13 protein-coding genes and 1 pseudogene are annotated in these 20,500 nt (G+C 70.8%); 9 read left to right on the top strand and 5 right to left on the bottom strand.

Annotated elements, in window-relative coordinates; all coding sequences use genetic code 11:
* The first annotated feature begins 5 nt into the window (after positions 1 to 5).
* The 6 genes from OG975_RS04320 to OG975_RS04295 all read left to right on the top strand — a co-directional run bounded on the left by OG975_RS04320 (position 6) and on the right by OG975_RS04295 (position 8,782).
* Positions 6 to 2,285, top strand: a complete 2,280-nt coding sequence (locus OG975_RS04320) for a tetratricopeptide repeat protein (protein WP_406327536.1) — start codon at positions 6 to 8, stop codon at positions 2,283 to 2,285.
* Between the two features lie 119 nt (positions 2,286 to 2,404).
* A complete protein-coding gene (locus OG975_RS04315; protein ID WP_406327535.1) occupies positions 2,405 to 3,973 on the top strand; it encodes a phytoene desaturase family protein in 1,569 nt (522 codons plus the stop codon).
* Positions 3,974 to 4,081: 108 nt separating this feature from the next.
* Complete coding sequence (locus tag OG975_RS04310) at positions 4,082 to 5,194, top strand: NAD(P)H-dependent flavin oxidoreductase (RefSeq protein WP_406327533.1); 1,113 nt, start codon at positions 4,082 to 4,084, stop codon at positions 5,192 to 5,194.
* Positions 5,195 to 5,244: 50 nt separating this feature from the next.
* Complete coding sequence (locus OG975_RS04305) at positions 5,245 to 6,801, top strand: acyl-CoA synthetase (protein WP_406327531.1); 1,557 nt, start codon at positions 5,245 to 5,247, stop codon at positions 6,799 to 6,801.
* 118 nt (positions 6,802 to 6,919) lie between these two features.
* A complete protein-coding gene (locus tag OG975_RS04300) occupies positions 6,920 to 7,840 on the top strand; it encodes an NAD(P)-dependent oxidoreductase (RefSeq protein ID WP_327426446.1) in 921 nt (306 codons plus the stop codon).
* A gap of 75 nt (positions 7,841 to 7,915) precedes the next feature.
* Entirely contained in the window at positions 7,916 to 8,782 is an 867-nt protein-coding gene (locus tag OG975_RS04295) for an RNA polymerase sigma-70 factor (RefSeq protein WP_406327529.1), read from the top strand.
* A gap of 66 nt (positions 8,783 to 8,848) precedes the next feature.
* Here OG975_RS04295 and OG975_RS04290 read toward each other — a convergent pair whose 3' ends face one another.
* Positions 8,849 to 11,287 (bottom strand): penicillin acylase family protein, encoded by a 2,439-nt coding sequence (locus OG975_RS04290; protein ID WP_406327527.1) that lies wholly within the window; start codon positions 11,285 to 11,287, stop codon positions 8,849 to 8,851.
* A gap of 130 nt (positions 11,288 to 11,417) precedes the next feature.
* On the opposite strand from OG975_RS04290, the gene OG975_RS04285 reads away from it, so the two are divergent.
* Positions 11,418 to 12,914 carry an acyl-CoA synthetase gene (locus OG975_RS04285; RefSeq protein ID WP_406327525.1) on the top strand — a complete coding sequence of 499 codons (1,497 nt, stop codon included), beginning with the start codon at positions 11,418 to 11,420 and terminating at the stop codon, positions 12,912 to 12,914.
* A gap of 36 nt (positions 12,915 to 12,950) precedes the next feature.
* On the opposite strand, the gene OG975_RS04280 is transcribed toward OG975_RS04285, so the two are convergent.
* Together OG975_RS04280 and OG975_RS04275 are read right to left on the bottom strand one after the other, a co-directional pair.
* The gene (locus OG975_RS04280) at positions 12,951 to 14,288 is read right to left on the bottom strand and encodes an enolase C-terminal domain-like protein (protein WP_406327523.1); all 1,338 of its coding nucleotides are present in this window, start codon (positions 14,286 to 14,288) and stop codon (positions 12,951 to 12,953) included.
* Between the two features lie 148 nt (positions 14,289 to 14,436).
* Positions 14,437 to 15,396, bottom strand: a complete 960-nt coding sequence (locus tag OG975_RS04275; protein WP_406327521.1) for a 5-dehydro-4-deoxyglucarate dehydratase — start codon at positions 15,394 to 15,396, stop codon at positions 14,437 to 14,439.
* A 114-nt stretch (positions 15,397 to 15,510) separates the two neighbouring features.
* Here OG975_RS04275 and OG975_RS04270 point away from each other — a divergent pair.
* A pseudogene (locus OG975_RS04270) lies at positions 15,511 to 15,632 on the top strand (IclR family transcriptional regulator C-terminal domain-containing protein); the annotation flags it as partial.
* 65 nt (positions 15,633 to 15,697) lie between these two features.
* Here the strand turns inward: OG975_RS04270 and OG975_RS04265 are convergent.
* Positions 15,698 to 17,689 (bottom strand): sulfatase, encoded by a 1,992-nt coding sequence (locus OG975_RS04265; RefSeq protein ID WP_406327519.1) that lies wholly within the window; start codon positions 17,687 to 17,689, stop codon positions 15,698 to 15,700.
* A 156-nt stretch (positions 17,690 to 17,845) separates the two neighbouring features.
* Positions 17,846 to 19,465 (bottom strand): acyl-CoA synthetase, encoded by a 1,620-nt coding sequence (locus OG975_RS04260; protein WP_406327517.1) that lies wholly within the window; start codon positions 19,463 to 19,465, stop codon positions 17,846 to 17,848.
* Between the two features lie 186 nt (positions 19,466 to 19,651).
* On the opposite strand from OG975_RS04260, the gene OG975_RS04255 reads away from it, so the two are divergent.
* Positions 19,652 to 20,452, top strand: a complete 801-nt coding sequence (locus OG975_RS04255; protein WP_406327516.1) for a crotonase/enoyl-CoA hydratase family protein — start codon at positions 19,652 to 19,654, stop codon at positions 20,450 to 20,452.
* Positions 20,453 to 20,500 lie beyond the last annotated feature (48 nt).

The following is a 20,500-nucleotide window of genomic DNA, read 5'->3' as shown; positions in this document are numbered from 1 at the left end:
ACGAGATGGCGGAGACCAGGCTGATCCAGAGCCGGTACCGGCTGCTCGATCTGATCGGGCGGGGCGGTATGGGCGAGGTGTGGCGGGCGCGGGACGAGTCGCTGGGCCGGCACGTCGCCGTCAAGTGCCTCAAGCCGCTCGGCCCGCACCACGATCAGTCCTTCACGCGTGTCCTGCGGGAGAGGTTTCGGCGCGAGGCCCGGGTGGCCGCCGCCCTGCAGCATCGCGGAGTGACCGTCGTCCATGACTTCGGGGAGTCCGACGGTGTGCTCTATCTGGTGATGGAGCTGCTGGAGGGGCGCAACCTCAGCCAGCTCCTGGAAGACAACAAACACCATCCGCTGGCGGTCTCCGAAGTCGTCGACATCGCCGACCAGGTGGCCTCCGCGCTCGCCTACACCCATCAACAGGGCATCGTGCACCGGGACTTGAAGCCCGCGAACATCATGCGGCTGGCCGACGGCACGGTGAAGATCTGCGACTTCGGGATCGCCCGGCTCGGCCACGACATCGGCTTCACCTCACGGCTGACCGGCACCGGTATCGCGATGGGCACCCCGCACTACATGTCGCCGGAGCAGATCAGCGGAGCCCACGTCGACCAGCGCAGCGATCTGTACTCCTTCGGATGTGTGCTCTATGAGATCGCCACCGGGGCACCGCCGTTCGACCTCGACGACGCCTGGGCCGTCCTCGTCGGCCACCGTGACACGCCTCCTGAGCCGCCGCGCAGCCACCGGGCCGAACTCCCCGAGTACTTCGAGAAGATCATCCTGGACCTGCTCGCCAAACAGCCCGAGCAGCGCCCGCAGGACGCCCGCGAACTCGGCCGCCGCATCAGCGCGGGCCGCACGACCCCGGTGTACGTGCCGACCGTGGTGACCCCGTCTCTCCGGCAACCCACCCCGGAACAGCGGCCCTTGGCGCCCTCGACTCAGTCGCGCCCCGAGCAGCCGCCCTCGCGCGAACCCCGGCTGCCGTCCTGGACCCGGGGTATGGGCACCGGCCACAAGGCGACCGGCGCCGGACCGCACTCCACCCCGCCGGACGCGGCGGCAGGTCTCACCGGCGACTGGATCGCCCGCCCGTCCACGGCCGTCACCCGCGCGCCCGAGCGCACCGAACGGCCGACCCCCTCACCGGAGTTGATCACCACCCTGACAGGGCGGCACAACGCGGGCCTGAGCCTGGGCCGGCTCGGCCGGTGGACCGAGGCCGGCGAGGTGCACCGGGCGGTCGCCGCCGAGCGCGAGCACGCCCTCGGGCCCGACCACCCCGACACGCTCGCCAGCCGCTACGAGGTCGGTTTCACGCTCAGCCGCACCGGCCGGCCCGCCGAGGCGCTGCGCGAGTACGCGCATGTCGCCCAGGTGAGGGAGCGGGTGCTCGGTGCCGAGTACCCCGACACCCTGGCCGCACGCCAGGAAATGGCATACGTGCTGGGCCAGTTGGGCCGCCACTTCGAGGCGCACCAGGCCTACACGTCCGTGCTCGGCGCCCGCGAGCGCGCCATGGGACCCGACCATCCCGACACCCTGCGCTGCCGCCACAACCTCGCCTTCAACCTGAGCAGGCTCGGGCGCCTGGAGGACTCGTACCGGATGGCGAGCGAGGTCGCCGCCGCCCGCGCCCGGGTGCTCGGCCCGACCCACCCCGACACCCTTGTCACGCGGTACGAAGTCGCCTACGCACTGGGCCAGTTGCGGCGCTGGCCGGAGGCGCTGCACACCTACCAGGAGGTCGCCGAGGCCCGCGCGCAGGCCCTCGGCCCCGACCACCCGGACACCCTCGCCGCCCGGTACGAGGTCGGTATCAGCCTCGGCCGGCTCGGCCGCAGCGCCCAGGCCCTGGAGCTGTACCGCGACCTGGTCGACGACCGCACCCGCGTGCACGGTCCCGCGCACCCCGAAACCCTGCGCGCCCGGCACGGCCTCGGTGTGAACCTCGGCCGGATGGGCCGCTGGGAGGAGGCGCTCGCCGAGTCCCGCGATGTGTGCGCGATCCGTGAGCGCGTCCTCGGCGCCGACCACCCGGACACCCTCGTCAGCCGCCGCGAGGTCGCCGTCGGCCTCGGCTGGCTCGGCCGCTGGGCCGACGCCCTCACCGAGTACCGCCGCGTCGCCATCGCCCGCGAGCACGTTCTCGGCGCCGACCACCCCGACGCCCTCGCCAGCCGCAACGACGAGGCCCACTGCCTGGAACAGCTGGGGCGCGGCCAGGAGGCGGTGGAGCTGTACCGGAGGGTGGCGGCGTTACGGCAGCAGCGGGCGGCCGGAGGGCACTGACCGTCCGGCGAGCCGTCAGTGTCCTCGTCGTCCTCGCCGTCGTCATCGTCCCCATCCGGTCGCCCGCCGCTTGCCGCGCACCCCTGGCCGACGTAGATCATCACGTGCTACGAAGAAGCATGCCTGCACACGAGGGATACGACGTCGTGATCGTCGGCGGGGGCCACAACGGACTGGTCGCCGCCGCCTACCTGGCCCGGGCCGGGCGGTCCGTGCTGGTGCTGGAGCGCCTCGGGAACACCGGGGGCGCCGCCGTGTCCACCCGGCCGTTCGCCGGAGTCGACGCGCGTCTGTCGCGCTACTCGTACCTGGTGAGCCTGCTGCCCCGGAAGATCGTGCGGGATCTCGGCCTCGACTTCCGCGTCCGCGGGCGCACCATCTCCTCGTACACGCCCGTCGAACGCGACGGACGGCCCACCGGGCTGCTCGTCGGCGGCGGCGAGCGGCGCACCCGTGAGGCGTTCGCGCGGCTGACCGGCTCGGACCGCGAGTACGCGGCGTGGCAGCGCTTCTACGCCATGACGGGCCGCGTCGCGCAGCGGGTGTTCCCCACGCTCACCGAACCGCTGCCCACCCGGGACGAGCTGCGCCGCCGCGTCGACGACGAGGACGCCTGGCGGATGCTCTTCGAGGAGCCGGTCGGCACGGCCGTCGAGGAGAACTTCGCCGACGACCTCGTCCGCGGTGTCGTCCTCACCGACGCCCTCATCGGAACCTTCGCCGACGCCCACGACCCCTCGCTGCGGCAGAACCGCTGCTTCCTCTACCACGTGATCGGCGGCGGCACCGGAGCCTGGGACGTGCCGGTCGGCGGTATGGGCGCCCTCACCGACGCGATCGCCGCGGCGGCACGGAGCGCGGGCGCCGTGGTCGCCACCGGTCACGAGGTGCTGCGGATCGAGACGGACGGGGAGGCCGCCGAGGTCACCTACCGGACCCCGGACGGGGAGGGCGTCGTCGCGGCCCGGCACGTTCTCGTGAACGCCTCGCCGCAGGAGCTTGCGCACCTCACCGGCGACGAGCCGCCCACCCCGGCCGAGGGCGCCCAGCTCAAGGTGAACATGCTGCTCAGGCGGCTGCCCAGGCTGCGCGACACCTCCGTCGACCCGCGCGAGGCGTTCTCCGGTACCTTCCACATCGCCGAGGGGTACGAGCAGTTGGCGACCGCCCACGCGCAGGCCGCGTCCGGCGAGTTGCCCACCGTGCCGCCCTCCGAGATCTACTGCCACTCGCTCACCGACCCGAGCATCCTCGGCGACGACCTCGTCGAGCAGGGCTACCAGACCCTGACCCTGTTCGGCCTGCACACCCCCGCCCGGCTGTTCGAGCGCGACAACGACGCCGTACGGGACGAGCTGCTGAAGTCGACCCTGGCCCAGCTGGACGCCCACCTCGCCGAGCCGCTCGCCGACTGCCTCGCCACCGACGCGGACGGCCGCCCCTGCATCGAGGCGAAGACCCCCCTCGACCTGGAACGCGACCTGCGGCTGCCCGGCGGCAACATCTTCCACCGCGACCTCGCCTTCCCCTACGCGCAGGAGGGCACGGGCCGCTGGGGCGTGGAGACCCGGCACGCGAACGTCCTGCTGTGCGGGGCGGGCGCGGTGCGCGGCGGCGGGGTGAGCGGGGTACCAGGGCACAACGCGGCCATGGCGGTGCTGGAGGAGGGGGACGGGGGGCGCGGCTGAAGCCGTGGCGGCAACCCGGTCCGGAACAACGCCGGGTCGTGTCCAGAAATCTGACGGAGCATCAGAAAACCCCTTCCCTCGTCCGGAGGACTGCGGCATCCTGCGGCCATGCAGACGGAGCTGAGCAAGGAACTGGGAGTCGAGCACGCCATCTTCGGCTTCACGCCGTTTCCCGCCGTCGCCGCGGCCATCAGCCGTGCGGGCGGATTCGGTGTGCTCGGCGCGGTCCGCTACACCGCACCCGACGACCTCAAGCGCGACCTCGACTGGATCGAGGCGAACGTCGACGGCAAGCCCTACGGCCTGGACGTCGTCATGCCCGCCAAGAAGGTCGAGGGCGTGAGCGAGGCCGATGTCGAGGCGATGATCCCCGAGGGGCACCGGCAGTACGTCAGGGACACCCTCGCCAAGTACGGCGTGCCCGAACTCGCCGAGGGCGAGGTGTCCGGGTGGCGTATCACGGGGTGGATGGAGCAGGTCGCCCGGACCCAGCTCGACGTCGCCTTCGACTATCCGATCGGACTGCTCGCCAACGCGCTGGGCTCACCGCCCGTCGACGTGGTGGAACGCGCCCACGAGAAGGGCGTACGGGTCGCCGCGCTCGCGGGCAGCGCCCGGCACGCGCGCAAGCACGCCGAGGCGGGCATCGACATCGTCGTGGCGCAGGGCTACGAGGCGGGCGGGCACACCGGGGAGATCGCCTCGATGGTGCTCACGCCCGAAGTCGTGGACGCCGTCGACCCGCTGCCCGTCCTGGCGGCGGGCGGCATCGGCAGCGGACAGCAGGTGGCCGCCGCGCTCAGCCTCGGTGCCCAGGGCGTGTGGCTCGGCTCCCTGTGGCTGACCGTCACCGAAGCCGACATGCACTCGCCCGCGGTGACGCGGAAGCTGCTCGCCGCAGGGTCCGGGGACACCGTCCGCTCGCGCGCCCTGACCGGCAAACCGGCGCGCCAGCTGCGTACCGAGTGGACCGACGCCTGGGACGACCCGAACGGGCCCGGCACGCTCCCCATGCCCCTCCAGGGGCTGCTCGTCGCCGAGGCGGTCTCGCGCATCCAGAAGTACGAGGTGGAGCCGCTGCTCGGCACCCCCGTCGGGCAGATCGTCGGCCGGATGAACAGCGAACGCAGCGTCCAGGCCGTCTTCGACGACCTGACCCGGGGCTTCGAGCGGGCCGTCGACCGCATCAACCGCATCGCGGGAAGGAGCGCCCAGTCGTGAGCACGGGTGAGAGTAACAGTGCGAGTGAGGGCGTGGGTGGGAGTAATAGCGTGAGTGGGGGCACGCCTCCGAACGGCTTTTGGGCCCAGGCCGCCGCGGACCCCGAGCGGATCGTCCTCGTCACCCCGGCCGGCGAGCAGTGGACCGCGGGACGGCTGCACGCCTCGGCCAACCGGCTCGTCCACGGGCTGCGCGCCGCGGGCCTCGAACGCGGCGACGCCTTCGCGGTCGTGCTGCCCAACGGCGTCGAGTTCTTCGTCGCCTATCTCGCCGCCTCGCAGGCGGGCCTCTACCTCGTCCCCGTCAACCACCACCTCGTCGGCCCCGAGATCGCCTGGATCGTCTCCGACTCGGGCGCGAAGGTCCTCATCGCCCACGAACGGTTCGCGGACGCCGCCCGGCACGCCGCCGACGAGGCGAAGCTGCCAGGGACTCAGAGGTACGCGGTCGGCGAGGTTACGGGCTTCCGGCCGTACGCCGAACTCCTCGACGGACAGCCCGAGTCGGCGCCCGCCGAACGCACCCTCGGCTGGGTCATGAACTACACCTCGGGCACCACGGGACGCCCGCGCGGTATCCGGCGCCCGCTGCCCGGCAAGCTCCCCGAGGAGTCGTACCTCGGCGGTTTCCTCGCCATCTTCGGCATCAAGCCGTTCGACGGCAACGTGCACCTGGTCTGCTCGCCGCTCTACCACACCGCCGTGCTGCAATTCGCGGGCGCGTCCCTGCACATCGGCCACCGTCTGGTGCTGATGGACAAGTGGACGCCCGAGGAGATGCTGCGTGTCATCGACACCCACAGGTGCACGCACACGCATATGGTCCCGACCCAGTTCCACCGTCTGCTGGCGCTTCCCGACGAGGTGAAGGCGCGCTACGACGTCTCGTCCATGCGGCACGCCATCCATGGCGCTGCCCCCTGCCCCGACCATGTGAAACGGGCCATGATCGAGTGGTGGGGCGATTGCGTCGAGGAGTACTACGCGGCCAGTGAGGGCGGCGGAGCCTTCGCGACCGCCGAGGACTGGCTGAAGAAGCCCGGCACGGTCGGCAAGGCGTGGCCCATCAGCGAGCTCGCCGTCTTCGACGACGACGGCACCAGGCTGCCGCCCGGTGAGCTCGGCACCGTGTACATGAAAATGAGCACCGGCGGATTCTCGTACCACAAGGACGAGACCAAGACGAAGAAGAACCGCATCGGCGACTTCTTCACCGTCGGTGACCTCGGCTATCTCGACGAGGACGGCTATCTCTTCCTCCGCGACCGCAAGATCGACATGATCATCTCCGGCGGGGTCAACATCTACCCGGCCGAGATAGAGGCCGCCCTGCTCACCCACCCCGCCGTCGCCGACGCGGCCGCCTTCGGTATCCCGCACGACGACTGGGGCGAGGAGGTCAAGGCCGTCGTCGAGCCCGCCCCCGGCCATGAGCCGGGCCCGGCCCTCGCCGCCGAGATCCTCGGCCACTGCGAGCGGCAGCTGGCCGGCTACAAGCGGCCCAAGAGTGTCGACTTCATCGAGGTCATGCCCCGCGATCCCAACGGAAAGCTGTACAAGCGGCGACTGCGGGATCCCTACTGGGAGGGCCGCACCCGGGCAGTGTGACGCAGGTCACATTCGCGACCTGTCACGCGGAACCGCACTCGCCCGTCCTGATGCCGAAACGCCCCCGGGAACCGATCAGCGGACCGCCAGGGGGCCCGACATCAGGAGATGGATTCCCATGCGTGTACTCGTCGCCGGAGCCACCGGAGTCATCGGGCGGGCGCTCGTTCCGCTGCTCAGCTCGGTGGGACATGACGTAGTGGCACTGTCGCGTACGGCTGTCGAGGGCAGCGTCGTGGCCGACGCCCTCGACCGTTCCGCGCTGCACCGGGCCGTGCGCGAGGCGGCCCCCGACGCGGTGGTCAACATGCTCACCGCCATCCCGGCCCAGATCGACCCGCGCCACCTGGCCCGCGACTTCGCCCTCACCAACCGGCTGCGCACCGAGGGCACCCGCAATCTGTACGAGGCCGCGCACGACGCCGGGGTCAAGAAGATCGTCGCCCAGGGACTCGCGTACGCCTACGACCCGGCCGGCCAGGGTGCGGCCGACGAGGACGCCCCGCTGTGGCAGCGTCCGCCGAAGCAGTTCGTGCCGGTGCTCGAAGCCCTGAAGGAGCTGGAGCTGCGCACCGCCGACGCGGGCGGCACGGTCCTGCGCTTCGGGCACCTGTACGGGCCCGGCACGATCTACGCCAAGGACGGCTCCTTCGTGGACCAGGTCGCCGGGGGAAAGGTTCCGCTGGTCGGCGGCGGGAACTCGGTGTTCTCCTTCACGCACGCCCATGACGCGGCCACCGCGGTGATCGCCGCACTCGACAAGCCCGCGAGCGGCCCGCTGAACATCGTCGACGACCACCCGGCGCCGCTGCACGAGTGGCTGCCCGAGCTGGCCCGGATGCTCGGCGCCCCGGCGCCCAAGAAGGCACCCGCGGCGCTCGCCCGGCTCGCGGTCGGCGGCTGGGGAGTGGCGTTCATGAACGGGCTGCGCGGCGCGGACAACGCGCGCGCCGTGCTCACTCTCGACTGGCGGCCCCGGTATGCCTCCTGGCGCGCGGGGTTCGCGGCCGAGTTGAATGGCGCGACGGCCGCACGCTGAACCGCTGGGAGCGGGCCGTACGCCGCCTCGCAGGGAGCCGGATGCACGCCGAACCGCAGGGAAAGGACTGAGGAGTTGAAGACTCCGGAGCAGGCGACCGAGCAGTTCGAGGCGTACCGCCCCCTGCTGCTCGGCCTCGCCTACCGGCTGCTCGGCAGCATGTGGGACGCCGAGGACGTCGTCCAGGACGCCTATCTCCGCTGGACGGGCACCGACCGGGCGGACATCCGCGAACCGCGCGCCTTCCTCATCACGATCGTCTCCCGGCTCGCCCTCGACCAGCTGCGCTCGGCCCGCGTCACCCGCGAGGCGTACACCGGGCCGTGGCTCCCCGAGCCCGTCGCGACGGCGGCGCTCGGCCCGCTGGACACGGCCGAGCTGCGCGACACCGTGGCCTACGCGACCATCCATCTGATGGAGCGTCTGTCGCCGCCGGAGCGCGCGGTGTTCGTCCTGCGGGAGGCCTTCGACCTGCCGTACGACGAGATCGCGCGCATCCTGGACACGACCTCCTCGAACTGCCGCCAGATGCACAGCCGGGCGGGCCGCCGGGTCACCTCGGGGCGCGACAAGTTCGCGCTCGCCGAGGACGACCACGCCAAACTGCTCGCGCGTTTCCTGGAGGCCGCGCAGAGCGGCGACCTCACGGGTCTGACCGAACTGCTGACCGAGGACGTGGTCGCCTGGAACGACGGCGGCGGCAAGGTCAGGGCGGCGCTGCGCCCGATCGAGGGCCGCGCGCGTGTGGTCGCGTTCATCGCGGGTCTGGTCACCCGCTATCCGTTCGGCGACGCGCGCGTCGTCACGGCGAACGGGCTGCCCGCCCTGGCACTCACCGTCGACGGCATCGAGCAGGTCGTCACCATCTCCGTGCACGAGGGACGCATCGACGGGGTCTACGCGGTCCTCAACCCCGACAAGCTGGGCCACATGGAGCTGTGACGCGCGGGGCGCCGACCCGCGGCACTGTGGTCCCGCCCCATGGAGGACGGGACCACAGCACTGTTGTCAGCGGTGGTCGCTCACCCGCACCACTCGCAACCCCGGCGACGACAGGATGTCCTTCTCGCAGAAGCGCGAGGTGACCCACTTCTCGCCCGAGAACAGCCGCGTCTGGTCGCTGTAGTGCGGCGAGTTCGGATTCGCCGACTGGGAGTACGTCAGCAGCGTGCGGGCGACCGGGCAGCGGCTCCCGTCCCAGCCGACGGCCTGGATGTACGAGGACCCGGTGGTGACCTCGGTGTATCCGCCGGCCGCCGGATTCCACACCGGCTCGACCTTGTTCCACACGCCGAGCGACTCCGTGCCGCCCGGCACGGGGATGCGCCGGCCGTTGCGTACGACGAACTGGTTCGCGCCGAGCTTCGCGTCCAGCGCGATGCCCGCCGTACGCAACTCCGTCACCGTGTCGGCGAGGGCCGTGGTGAAGCCCGGCGCGTCGGTGTTGAGCGTGTTCGGGGTACGGACCGGGTCCGCCGCCGAGAACGGCACCTTCCAGAGCTGCGCGGCCGGGACCGCGACCGCCAGCTTCCGCCAGAACCGGTCGAAGAGCAGCGCGCCCCGGCTGTCGGTGTTCATGGAGTGGTCCCACGCCCCCAGCACACCGCAGGCCTCGGACACGTCAACGGCCTTGCCGTCACTGCCTGTCGCCGTGCCACCCGGCAGCGCGGCACACGCACGCGCCGCGTCGTCCGCGACGAGATCACCCGCGGGCACCCGGTTCGCGAACTGCTGCGCCTGAAGATCCCGTACGCTCAGCCGGCCCTTGGCGGCCATCGCCGCCACGTCCTCGGCCGCCCCGCGCGTACGCATCGTGCGCTGGGTGCCGATCGTGCCGAAGATCCGCTCGTACCCGGTCAGCGGCCGGTCCGCATTGGCCAGCCAGGCACTGTCGTTGGAGTTCTCCGCGTACGGCGCGTCCTTGAGCACCGGCATCTTCGCGGGCCCGAAGATCCCCGGCTGTACGGCGTCGGGGTCGCTGCCCAGCGCGCAGTCCCCGCGCGAGCCGTCGAGGATCGCGACACCGGCCGACGGATAGGTGACCTTGCCGAGCGGCGTCGAGCAGCGCTGCGCCAACTCGTCGGTGATGCGCGGCAGTACCTGCGACTGCGTGAACAGCGAGTGCCCGCCCGAGTCGGCGGCGATCGTGTTCACCCAGGGCAGCCCCTGGGTGCGCTGGAGGGCCGCGAGAACATCTGTCGTGCTGCGGGCCTTGCTGAAGCCGAGCGCGGTGTCGGAGGCGCGGAGATTGGCCGCGTTCGGGTCATTCAGCGCGTACGCCGTCGTTGACGTCCAGGGGAGCGGCAGTTGCGCGCCGAGCGAGGTGACGACAGGGCCGTACCGGGTCCACCACTGGGTGCGCGTGACCGGCGTGCCGTCCAGCACGTCGACGGTGACGGTCCGCTTCGTCATCCGCTCCGGCTTCCCGTCCACCAGATACGTCGTCGGATCGGCCGGATCGAGCGTCAGCTGATGGAGGTTGAGCGTGATGCCCGTCGCGACGGTATGGCTCCACGCCACATGTGCGGTGTGCCCGATGGACACCGTCGCCGAGCCGAGCAGCGCGCCGCCCTCGACGTTCAGCTCGCCGGGGATCGTCTGCTGCATCTGCCAGAAGCGGCGGCCGCCCTGCCAGGGATAGTGCGGATTGCCGAGCAGCAGACCGCGGCCGTTCGCCGTCGTGGCACCGCTGAAGGCGACCGCGTTGGACCCCATGTCGGCGTCGGCGGTGTCGAAGAGCTCCCGCGCGGCCGCGGCGGTGCTCTTCGCGTCAGGGGCGGCGGCGCTCGACCCTTCCGGCGCACTCGTCACGGTGGACGTCGTCGTCGGCGGCTGGGCTGCCGTGATGCCCTCGACCCCGCGCCCCTGGCCGCCGAGCACGGCCAGCGCGAAGTTACGGGCGGCCACGTCCACGGGAGTCACCGGGCGGACCCAGTCGGCGCCCTGGCAGGCCGGGTCGGTGATCCGGTTCTGGGCGAGCCAGGCGTTGTAGCCGGCCGCCCAGCCGCGCATCAGGGCCTTGACGTCGCGGCCCGGCCCGAGCGGCGCGGGCTCGGCCAGCAGCTTCTCCACCGTGCCCGTCTCCCGTACACCGCGGAAGTACAGGTCGCTGGAGAGGTTCTTGGTCGCCGAGGACAGCGAACCGTCGGGCGCCGCGTCGGGCCCGAAGAAGCGGGACCGCTCGCCGCGTACGGTCACGAAGCCGTCGGCCAGGGTGCACACCTGGTCGGCGGCCTGCGCCCAGCCGGTGCCGAAGCCCAGGTTGGCGTAGTCCTTCGCGACGATGTGCGGTATGCCGTACTCGGTGTAGCGGATCACGGCCGACAGGCCGCCGTGCGAGGGATGTTCCTGACGGTTCTGTTGCTGGGCCGCGGCCGCGGGCAGTGCGGTCGTGGCGGTGAGCAGGGCGACGGCCGTGATGACGAGCCGTCTCAGGCGGGTGCGCATCGTGCCTCCCAACGTCATTGAGGGAAGGGGCGGTTGAGCGTACCAACGGGTATGTGCGGTGTTGGCGTATCTGTTCGACCTCCGTGCGTTGACTTGACCTCCCTGAGACGCGGACCGAGGATCATGTGTCATGACGCCTGGACACGGCAGCACGGTTGACGGGGTGCTGCGGCGCAGCGCCCGGCGCACCCCGGCGCGCGTCGCGGTCGACTACCGCGAGCGCTCCTGGACCTACGCGGAACTCGACGAGGCCGTCTCCCGCGCGGCGAGCGTCCTCCTCGACCAGGGGCTCGGGCCGGGCGACCGGGTCGGTGCCTACGGCCACAACTCGGACGCGTACCTGATCGGCTTCCTCGCCTGCGCCCGCGCGGGGCTCGTGCACGTGCCGGTCAACCAGAACCTGACCGGTGACGACCTCGCGTACATCGTCGGCCAGTCCGGGAGCACGCTGGTCCTGGCCGACCCGGACCTCGCCGGGCAACTCCCGGACGGCGTACGGACCTTGCCGCTGCGCGACGCCGACGACTCGCTGCTCGCGCGGCTGGACGCGGCACCTGCGTACGAGGGCGCCGAGCCGCGCGGTGACACCCTCGTGCAGTTGCTCTACACCTCCGGGACCACCGCCCTGCCCAAGGGCGCGATGATGACGCACCGCGCCCTGGTGCACGAGTACCTGAGCGCGATCACCGCCCTCGACCTGAGCGCGGGGGACCGGCCGGTGCACTCGCTGCCGCTCTACCACTCGGCGCAGATGCATGTTTTCCTGCTGCCGTATCTCGCGATCGGCGCGACGAACGTCATCCTCGACTCGCCCGATGCCGATCCGCTCTTCGACCTGATCGAGACGGGCCGCGCGGACAGCCTGTTCGCTCCGCCCACCGTGTGGATCGGCCTGTCGAACCGCCCCGACTTCGCGACCCGGGACCTCAGCGGGCTGCGCAAGGCCTACTACGGGGCGTCGATCATGCCGGTACCCGTTCTGGAACGGCTGCGCGAGGGGCTGCCGAAGCTGGCCTTCTACAACTGCTTCGGCCAGAGCGAGATCGGCCCCCTGGCCACCGTCCTCGGCCCCGACGAGCACAAGGGCCGGATGGACTCCTGCGGCCGCCCGGTCCTGTTCGTCGACGCGCGCGTGGTCGACGAGAACGGCAAGGATGTACCCGACGGGACACCGGGTGAAGTCGTCTACCGCTCACCGCAGTTGTGCGAGGGCTACTGGGACAAGCCGGAAGAGACGGCCGAAGCCTTCCGCGACGGCTGGTTCCACTCCGGGGACCTCGCCGTGCGCGACGCCCACGGATACTTCACCGTCGTCGACCGGGTGAAGGACGTCATCAACTCCGGTGGCGTACTGGTCGCTTCACGCCAGGTCGAGGACGCCCTCTACACGCACGAGCAGGTCGCGGAGGTGGCGGTGATCGGCCTCCCCGACGAGCGCTGGATCGAGGCCGTCACCGCCGTAGTCGTCCCCCGCGGCGAGGTAACCGAATCCGAACTCATCACCCACGCCCGCGAGAACCTCGCCCACTTCAAAGCCCCCAAGCGAATCCTGTTCGTGGACGAACTGCCACGCAACGCCAGCGGGAAGATCCTCAAACGGGAGCTGCGGGACCGGTTCAGCCAGTGACCGGCCCATGGCCGTACACCGCACACCAGGTCGGTGCTAGCGCACCAGGCAGGGCCGCTTCGCGTCGAACTCCCAGTCGGGGATGAGGTAGCGCATCCCGATCGCGTCGTCGCGTGCGTCGAGCGCCTTCTGCTGGTATAGCTCGTGGGCCGTGAGGAGGCGGTCCATGTCGAGCTGGATGCCCAGGCCGGGGGCGTCGGGGACGGCGATCTCGCCGTCGACGATGCGGGGTGGGGCGGTGGTGAGGCGTTCCAGGCCCTCCTGCCAGATCCAGTGGGTGTCCAGGGCGTTGTACGCGCCCGGGGCCGCGGCTCCGCAGTGGGTCACCATGGCCAGTGAGATGTCGAAGTGGTTGTTCGAGTGGCAGCCCCAGGTCAGGCCCATCGCGTTGCACAGCTGGGCCACCCGCACCGAGCCCTGCATCGTCCAGAAGTGCGGGTCGGCCAGCGGGATGGAGACCGACTGCAGGGCCAGCGCGTGGGTCAGTTGCCGCCAGTCGGTGGCGATCATGTTGGTCGCGGTCGGCAGGCCCGTGGCGCGGCGGAACTCGGCCAGGATCTCGCGCCCGGAGTAGCCGCCCTCGGCCCCGCAGGGGTCCTCGGCGTAGGCGAGCGTGCCCACCAGGGGCTCGCACAGCTCGATCGCCTCGCGCAGCGACCACGCGCCGTTCGGGTCGAGGGTGATGCGGGCCTCGGGGAAGCGGTCCTTGAGCGCGCGGACGGCCTTCACCTCCTCGGCACCCTCCAGGACACCGCCCTTGAGCTTGAAGTCCCGGAAGCCGTACAGGTCGTAGGCCGCCTCGGCCTGCCGGACGATCGCCTCGGCCGTGAGGGCCTCCTCGTGCCGGATCCGGTACCAGTCGACGGCGGAGTCGGGTTCGCGCACGTACTCCAGGTCCGTGCGATCAGGGTCACCGACGTAGAAGAGATAGCCCAGCACCCGTACGGATTCCCGCTGTTGTCCGTCGCCGAGCAGCGCCGCGACCGGCACGTCGAGGTGCTGCCCCAGGAGGTCGAGCAGCGCCGACTCGACCGCGGTCACCGCGTGGACGGTCGTGCGCAGGTCGAAGGTCTGGGCGCCGCGCCCGCCGGCGTCGCGGTCGGCGAAGCGGTCCCCGATCTCGCGCAGGACGCGCTTGTAGTCGCCCACCTTCGCGCCGACGACCAGCGACTCGGCGTCGCGCAGGGTCTGGGTGATCTTCTCGCCGCCGGGGACCTCACCGAGACCCGTACGGCCCTCGGAGTCCTTGAGGACGACGACGTTGCGGGTGAAGTAGGGGCCGTGCGCGCCGGAGAGGTTCAGCTCCATGCAGTCCCGGCCGGCGACGGGGTAGACGGAGAACTCGGCGACGGTCGGTTGCTGGCTCATGCTCATCGAAATCCTTGGGTACGGGGGTGACGCGGGCGCTGTGATGAGGGGCTGAGGGCGTCGAGGGTCCACTCGACCGCGAGCACCAGTGTCTCCGGATGGACCCCGCTGCCCGTCAGAAGAGGCGGCATGGCGCAGCCGGAGGCTCCGCCGGTCAGGTCGGCCGGCGCTCGGCTCCCGTGAGCGCCAGCCCGTGGTCGAGGATCTTCTCCAGCTCGGCGAGGTCGTCCGGACCGGGGTCGGTGAGCGGGGCGCGTACCGGGCCGACCGGAAGGCCGCGCAGCCGGGCGGCGGCCTTGACCAGTGAGACGGCGTAGCCCGGCACGCGGTCGCGCAGCTCGACGAGGGGGACGTAGAACTCGGCCAGGAGCTTGTTCACGGTGGTGTCGTCGCCGTCCCGCAGGGCGACGAAGCAGGCGTCCGCGATCTCGGGCGCGAAGGCGTGCACGGCCGAGGAGTAGGCGGGGACGCCGACGGTGGCGTACGCGCGGGCCTGGATCTCGGCGGTGGCGGCGCCGTTGAAGAACAGGAAACCGTCGGGGGCGGCGAGCGTGAGGCGCTGGAGGCGGTCGAGGTCGCTGTGCCCGTCCTTGAGGCCGATGACGTTGGGGATCTCCGCGATCCGGCGCAGGCCGTCGGGGGTGAAGGCGACCGGCCCGCGCTGGTAGGCGATGAGCGGCAGCCGGGTGCCGGCGGCGATCCGGCGCAGCTGCTCCACCAGCCCGTCCTGCGGGGCCTCGACCAGATAGTGCGGCAGCACCAGCGCGGCGTCCGCGCCCGCCGCCTCCGCGATCCGGGCGAACCGCAGCGCCTGCGCCCAGCCGTAGCCGATACCCGCGACCACGGGCAGCCGGCCGTCGGCGATCTCGACCGTGGCCTCGACGACGGCGCGGTACTCATCCTCGTCCAGCGCGCTGAACTCGCCGGTTCCACAGGCGGGGAACACCGCGCCCGGCGCGGTCGCCAGCTGGGCGGTCAGGTACGCCCGGTACGACTCCAGGTCGAGGTCGCCGTCGTCCCGGAAGCTCGTGAGCGGGAAGGACAGCACTCCGCCGGCCATGCCGTCCCGCAGCCGCTGGACCACGTCCTCGCCCGCCACGCTGAACCCAGTCATGAATCTCATCCCTATATGCAGATGGCGTCTACGTATGAGAATGAAGGTTAGGTGGGTGAACCATGGGAGGTCAATGGGTGCGGCAGCGCGGAGCGGAGCTGAGCGTGCCGCGCCCACACTGACCGCGGCGCCTTGCTCGCCGACCTCGCGGCGGTGCGCGACCGCGGCTACTGCGTCGACCGCGAGGAGACACTCCGGCCGCCGATGCCATCAGCTGCTCGGTTCCGGTGGCCCGGCCGGCGTAGGCCGGGCGCGGTCGGGTCCGCGGCCGCGCGGGCCGCGGACGCCGGATCGCGGGTGGTCAGGGAGTCGAGGCCGTCGCCGACGAGTCGGGATGCGGACCGTATGCCGTCATGAAGCGGTCGCGGAAGGTGTCCATGCGCCACTCGGGCGCGTCCTTGGCGGGCTTGAGACCGTCCGTCCAGCCCCAGTCGGCGATCCTGTCCAGCACCTTCTGGTCGTGCGCGACGATCGTGACGGGCACGTCCCGGCTCGTGCTGCCTGCGGTGACGGTCGGGACGGGCTGGTGGTCGCCCAGGAAGACGAGCACGGTGTTCTTGTCGCCGTACTTCTCGACGTACTCGGTGAGGCTGTGCAGCGAGTACTCGATGGCGCGCCGGTACTCGGTGCGCACGCTCTCCGGGTTCTTCCAGACCTGCTTGGGGTCCTTGCCCTCCTTCTTGATCTGGTTGAACACCGAGCCGTCGCCGAGGTCGTTCCAGTCGATCATGTGGGCGATGGGCGCCCAGGGGTTGTGGCTGGAGGCCAGGATGATCTCCGCCATCATCGGCTTGTGGTCCTTCTTGCCGTGTTCCAGGCGTTCGAAGGCCTCCAGGCTGAACTGGTCGGGCACCGGCGTCCAGCTGAAGTACGGGCCGTTGTAGCCGAGGTGCTCGGAGTCGTAGATGTGGTCGAGGCCGAAGAACTTGCCCTCCGGCCAGGCCCGGCGGACACCCGGCACGATGCCGACCGTGCGCCAGGCGCCGGTCTTCTGGAAGTAACTGGTGAGCGTGTTGCGGTCGCTCGTGGTGAGACTCCGGTAGCGCTGCTGGTTCTTGATCCACAGGCCGGACAGGAAGGTGGAGTGGGCCAGCCAGCTGCCGGCGCCCGTGACAGGGGAGCGCAGCCAGGCGCTGCGCGATGAGAACCCGGCCGCCTTCAGCGAACTGGTCCCCTCCGAGAGAACCGAGTCGATCTGCTCGGACATCGCCGGGTCGTCGATCGCCGTACGGCCGTAACTCTCGATGAAGGTGAACAGGACGTCCTTGCCGCGCAGCCCGGTCAGCAGCTGGTCGGGCGGGGTGTCGGCGAAGGCGTCGACGGCGGCCTCCTTGGCGAACACCTTTCCGTCGCGCAGGCTCGCCTGTACCTGGTGCACCCGGTTCTGGACGAGCTTGGCGTTGATCTGTGAGGCCACCGGTACGTCGGTGAACTGCACGCCGACCGTCACACAGGTGATCCAGGCGGTGCCGAGGACCAGCGTGGTCCGGGTGGCGACGGGCCGGTGCCGGACCATGAGGTCGGTCAGCCGCACGACCGCGAGGGTCATCAGGACGAGCAGGGCGATGACGAGCGCGAAGACCGCGATCACGGCGATCACCTCGCCGGTCCGGCCGAACGACTCCTTCACCCACTCCGCGGCGTCGTCGAACAGGATCCAGTCCAGCACCAGGTCGAACGGCCGGGCCAGCACCGAGTAGAAGCCCATGTCGACGAACTTCAGGATGGTCAGCAGGCCGAGCAGCACACCCACGACGACCGCCGTGATCCGCCTCGGCTTCGGCGGCAGCGCCAACAGCAGGGCGGCGAGGAGGACTCCCTCCGCCGGTATGCGGAGGAAGGCGTCGAAGGAGAGGCGGTCGAGCTGGTTCGGCACGAGGAGGGCGAAGAGCACCAGGGCGCCGGCGAGGACCGAGGTCCCGACGGCCACGACCCGTGCCGCACGCGGGTACTTGACCCGCCAGCCCCACCAGCCTCGCCGCCCACCACCGGCGACGGCTTTCTCAGAGGTGTCGCCGCCCTCATCCGGATCGGCCTCTGCGGGTGTTTCGGCTTTCGCAGGCGCCTCGGCTTCCGCTGGCGCGTCAGCCTTCGCCGGCGCGTCGGCTTCCGTGTCCGCCGCGCTCGCACTCCCCGGTATGTCGGTATCCACATCTGTGGGCGCATCAGCTTCCGCAGCCGTGTCGGTATCGGTATCCGCATCCGCGGTCGTTCCGGCAGCCGTGTCGGCGTCCGGATGCGGCTCCGTCTCCGGTTGTTCCGGTAGTTGGCGAGAGCGCGTGGAGTGCGACACGCAGATGGTCCTTCCGTGCGAAGCCCCGTGATGACACCGCGGACACGCCCCGGGGCAGGGCGGGGGCGCCACCATCCGTACGGTCGGCCTTCACCCGACGTTCAACCGGGAAGGTCAACCGCGCGCAAAGAGTACGCCGGACGGGGGGCGCCCGGGTCAGTCGGCCGCGCTCGCCGCGACCGACCTGGCCCACCGATAGTCCGCCTTGCCGCTCGGCGACCGCTGAATGGTGTCCGTGACGACGAGCTGGCGGGGGATCTTGTAGCCCGCGAGGTGGGAGCGGCAGTGTGTCTGGATGTCCTCCAGGGACGGGTGGTTCGCGCCCTCGCGGAGCTGGACGACCGCCGCCACATGGTTGCCCCACTTCTCGTCGGGCACGCCGGCGACCAGGGCGTCGTACACGTCCGGATGCGATTTGAGGGCCTGTTCGACCTCCTCCGGATAGACCTTCTCGCCACCGGTGTTGATGCACTGGGAGCCGCGCCCGAGGACGGTGACGATGCCCTCCTCGTCGACCGTGGCCATGTCGCCCAGGAGCACCCACCGCTCGTCGCCCTTCTGGAAGAAGGTCTCGGCGGTTTTCTTGGGGTCGTTGTAGTAGCCGAGGGGCACATGGCCGCGCTGCGCCACCCGCCCCGGTTCACCGGCCGCGACCGGCTCGTGCGTGACGGGATCCACCACCTGCGTACGGGAGTTGACGCGGATCCGGAAGCCGCGCTCCGGGCCCGAGTCCGCCGTCGCGGTGCCGTTGAAGCCTGACTCCGACGAGCCGAAGTTGTTCAGCAGCATCACGTTCGGGACGAGTGCCTGGAACTGCTCGCGCACCGTGTCCGACATGATCGCGCCGGAGGACGACACGCTGAACATGGAGGAACAGTCCGTGCCCTTCAGGGGCCCGCTCAACGCGTCGATCAGCGGTCGCAGCATCGCGTCGCCGACCAGCGACATGCTGGTGACCTTCTCCTTCTCGATCGTCCGCAGGACTTCCTCGGGTGCGAACTTGCGGTGGATCACGATCCGTTGGCCGAAGTTGAAGCCGATGAAGGCGGTGAGTGTCGAGGTGCCGTGCATCAGTGGGGGAGTGGGGAAGAAGGTGATCCCCTCGCCGCCCGCCGCGACGCGCTCGGCGAGTTCCTCCGGCTGCTTGACCGGCTCGCCCGTCGGAGCGCCACCGCCCAGGCCGGAGAAGAACAGGTCCTCCTGCCGCCACATCACACCCTTGGGCATGCCCGTCGTGCCACCGGTGTAGATGATGAACTGGTCGTCCGCCGAACGCGCCGGGAAACCCCGCTCGGGGGATGCGGCCGTTTCGGCGTCCGCGAAGTCCACCGCGTCCAACGGGACCGCGTCGGGCGCGGGAATCCCCACCCGGACGAGATGGCGCAGTGCCGAAGCGTGCGGCAGCGCCGCCGCCACCCGGTCCGTGAACTCCGCGTCGAAGACCAGGGCCACCAGATCGGCGTCCCGGTAGAGGTAGACCAACTCTTCTTCCACATAGCGGTAGTTGACGTTGACCGGCACGATCCGTGCCTTCAGGCAGCCCAGCACGGTCTGGAGGTACTCGACACCGTTGTAGAGGTGGAGCCCGAGGTGCTCGCCGGGGCGGATGCCGCTGTCGATCAGATGGTGCGCGACACGGTTCGCGGCCGCGTCCAGCTGCGCGTACGTCAGCCGGCGCTCCGCACCCGTGCCGGGGTGGTCGATGTACACGAGCGCCTCGCGGCCCGGGACCACGTCGACGACCGACTCGAACAGGTCGGCAAGGTTGTACTCCACCGCTCCTCCTGACCCCGAACGTCCATGGCTGCCCCGACAGGGCCTGGGCTCGACGGTCATCAGAGCAAAGCCCGACCCAACTGTGAAGGGTCCCGGCAGAAGAAATCTGACTGTCTGTCAGAAAACCCTTGTACTGGCTCGACACCTCCTGCAACCTGTTCTCGCATCCGAGACGGGAGGACGGCAATGGGTGGGACCGAACACCTCACCGTGCAGCGCGAAGGCGCCACACTGGTGCTCACACTCAACAGGCCCGAGGCCAGGAACGCGCTCTCGCTGCCGATGCTGGTCGGTCTGTACGACGGCTGGGTCGAGGCCGACGAGGACGACGCGATCCGCTCGATCGTGCTCACCGGCGCGGGGGGTGCCTTCTGCGCCGGGATGGACCTCAAGGCGCTGGCCGGAAAGGGTATGGAGGGCGAGCAGTACCGGGACCGGCTGAAAGCCGACCCCGATCTGCACTGGAAGGCGATGTTGCGCCACCACCGCCCCCGCAAACCGGTGATCGCCGCCGTCGAGGGGTACTGCGTGGCGGGCGGCACGGAGATCCTCCAGGGCACCGACATCCGCGTCGCCGGTGAGTCGGCGACCTTCGGGCTCTTCGAGGTCAAGCGCGGCCTCTTCCCCATCGGTGGGTCCACGGTCCGGCTGCAACGCCAGATCCCGCGCACCCACGCCCTCGAAATGCTGCTCACGGGGCGTCCGTACTCGGCCCGGGAGGCCGCCGGCATCGGCCTGATCGGCCATGTCGTGCCCGACGGCGCCGCGTTGGACAAGGCCCTCGCCGTCGCCGAGCAGATCAACGCCTGCGGCCCGCTCGCCGTCGAGGCCGTCAAGGCGTCCGTGTACGAGACCGCCGAGATGACCGAGACCGACGGCCTCGCGGCCGAACTGGGGCGCGGCTGGCCGATCTTCGACACCGCCGACGCCAAGGAGGGCTCCCGGGCCTTCGCCGAGAAGCGCCCGCCCGTCTACCGGCGCGCCTGACCTCCTACGGAGGCATGGCCCATCCGACCTCCGAAGGAGACATCCGGG

Origin of the sequence: Streptomyces sp. NBC_00203 (genome assembly GCF_045206325.1) — a bacterium.
GTDB classification, from domain to species: domain Bacteria; phylum Actinomycetota; class Actinomycetes; order Streptomycetales; family Streptomycetaceae; genus Streptomyces; species Streptomyces lutosisoli.
Note: the sequence above shows the minus strand (reverse complement) of the source record. Positions and strands in the feature narration are given on the sequence as shown.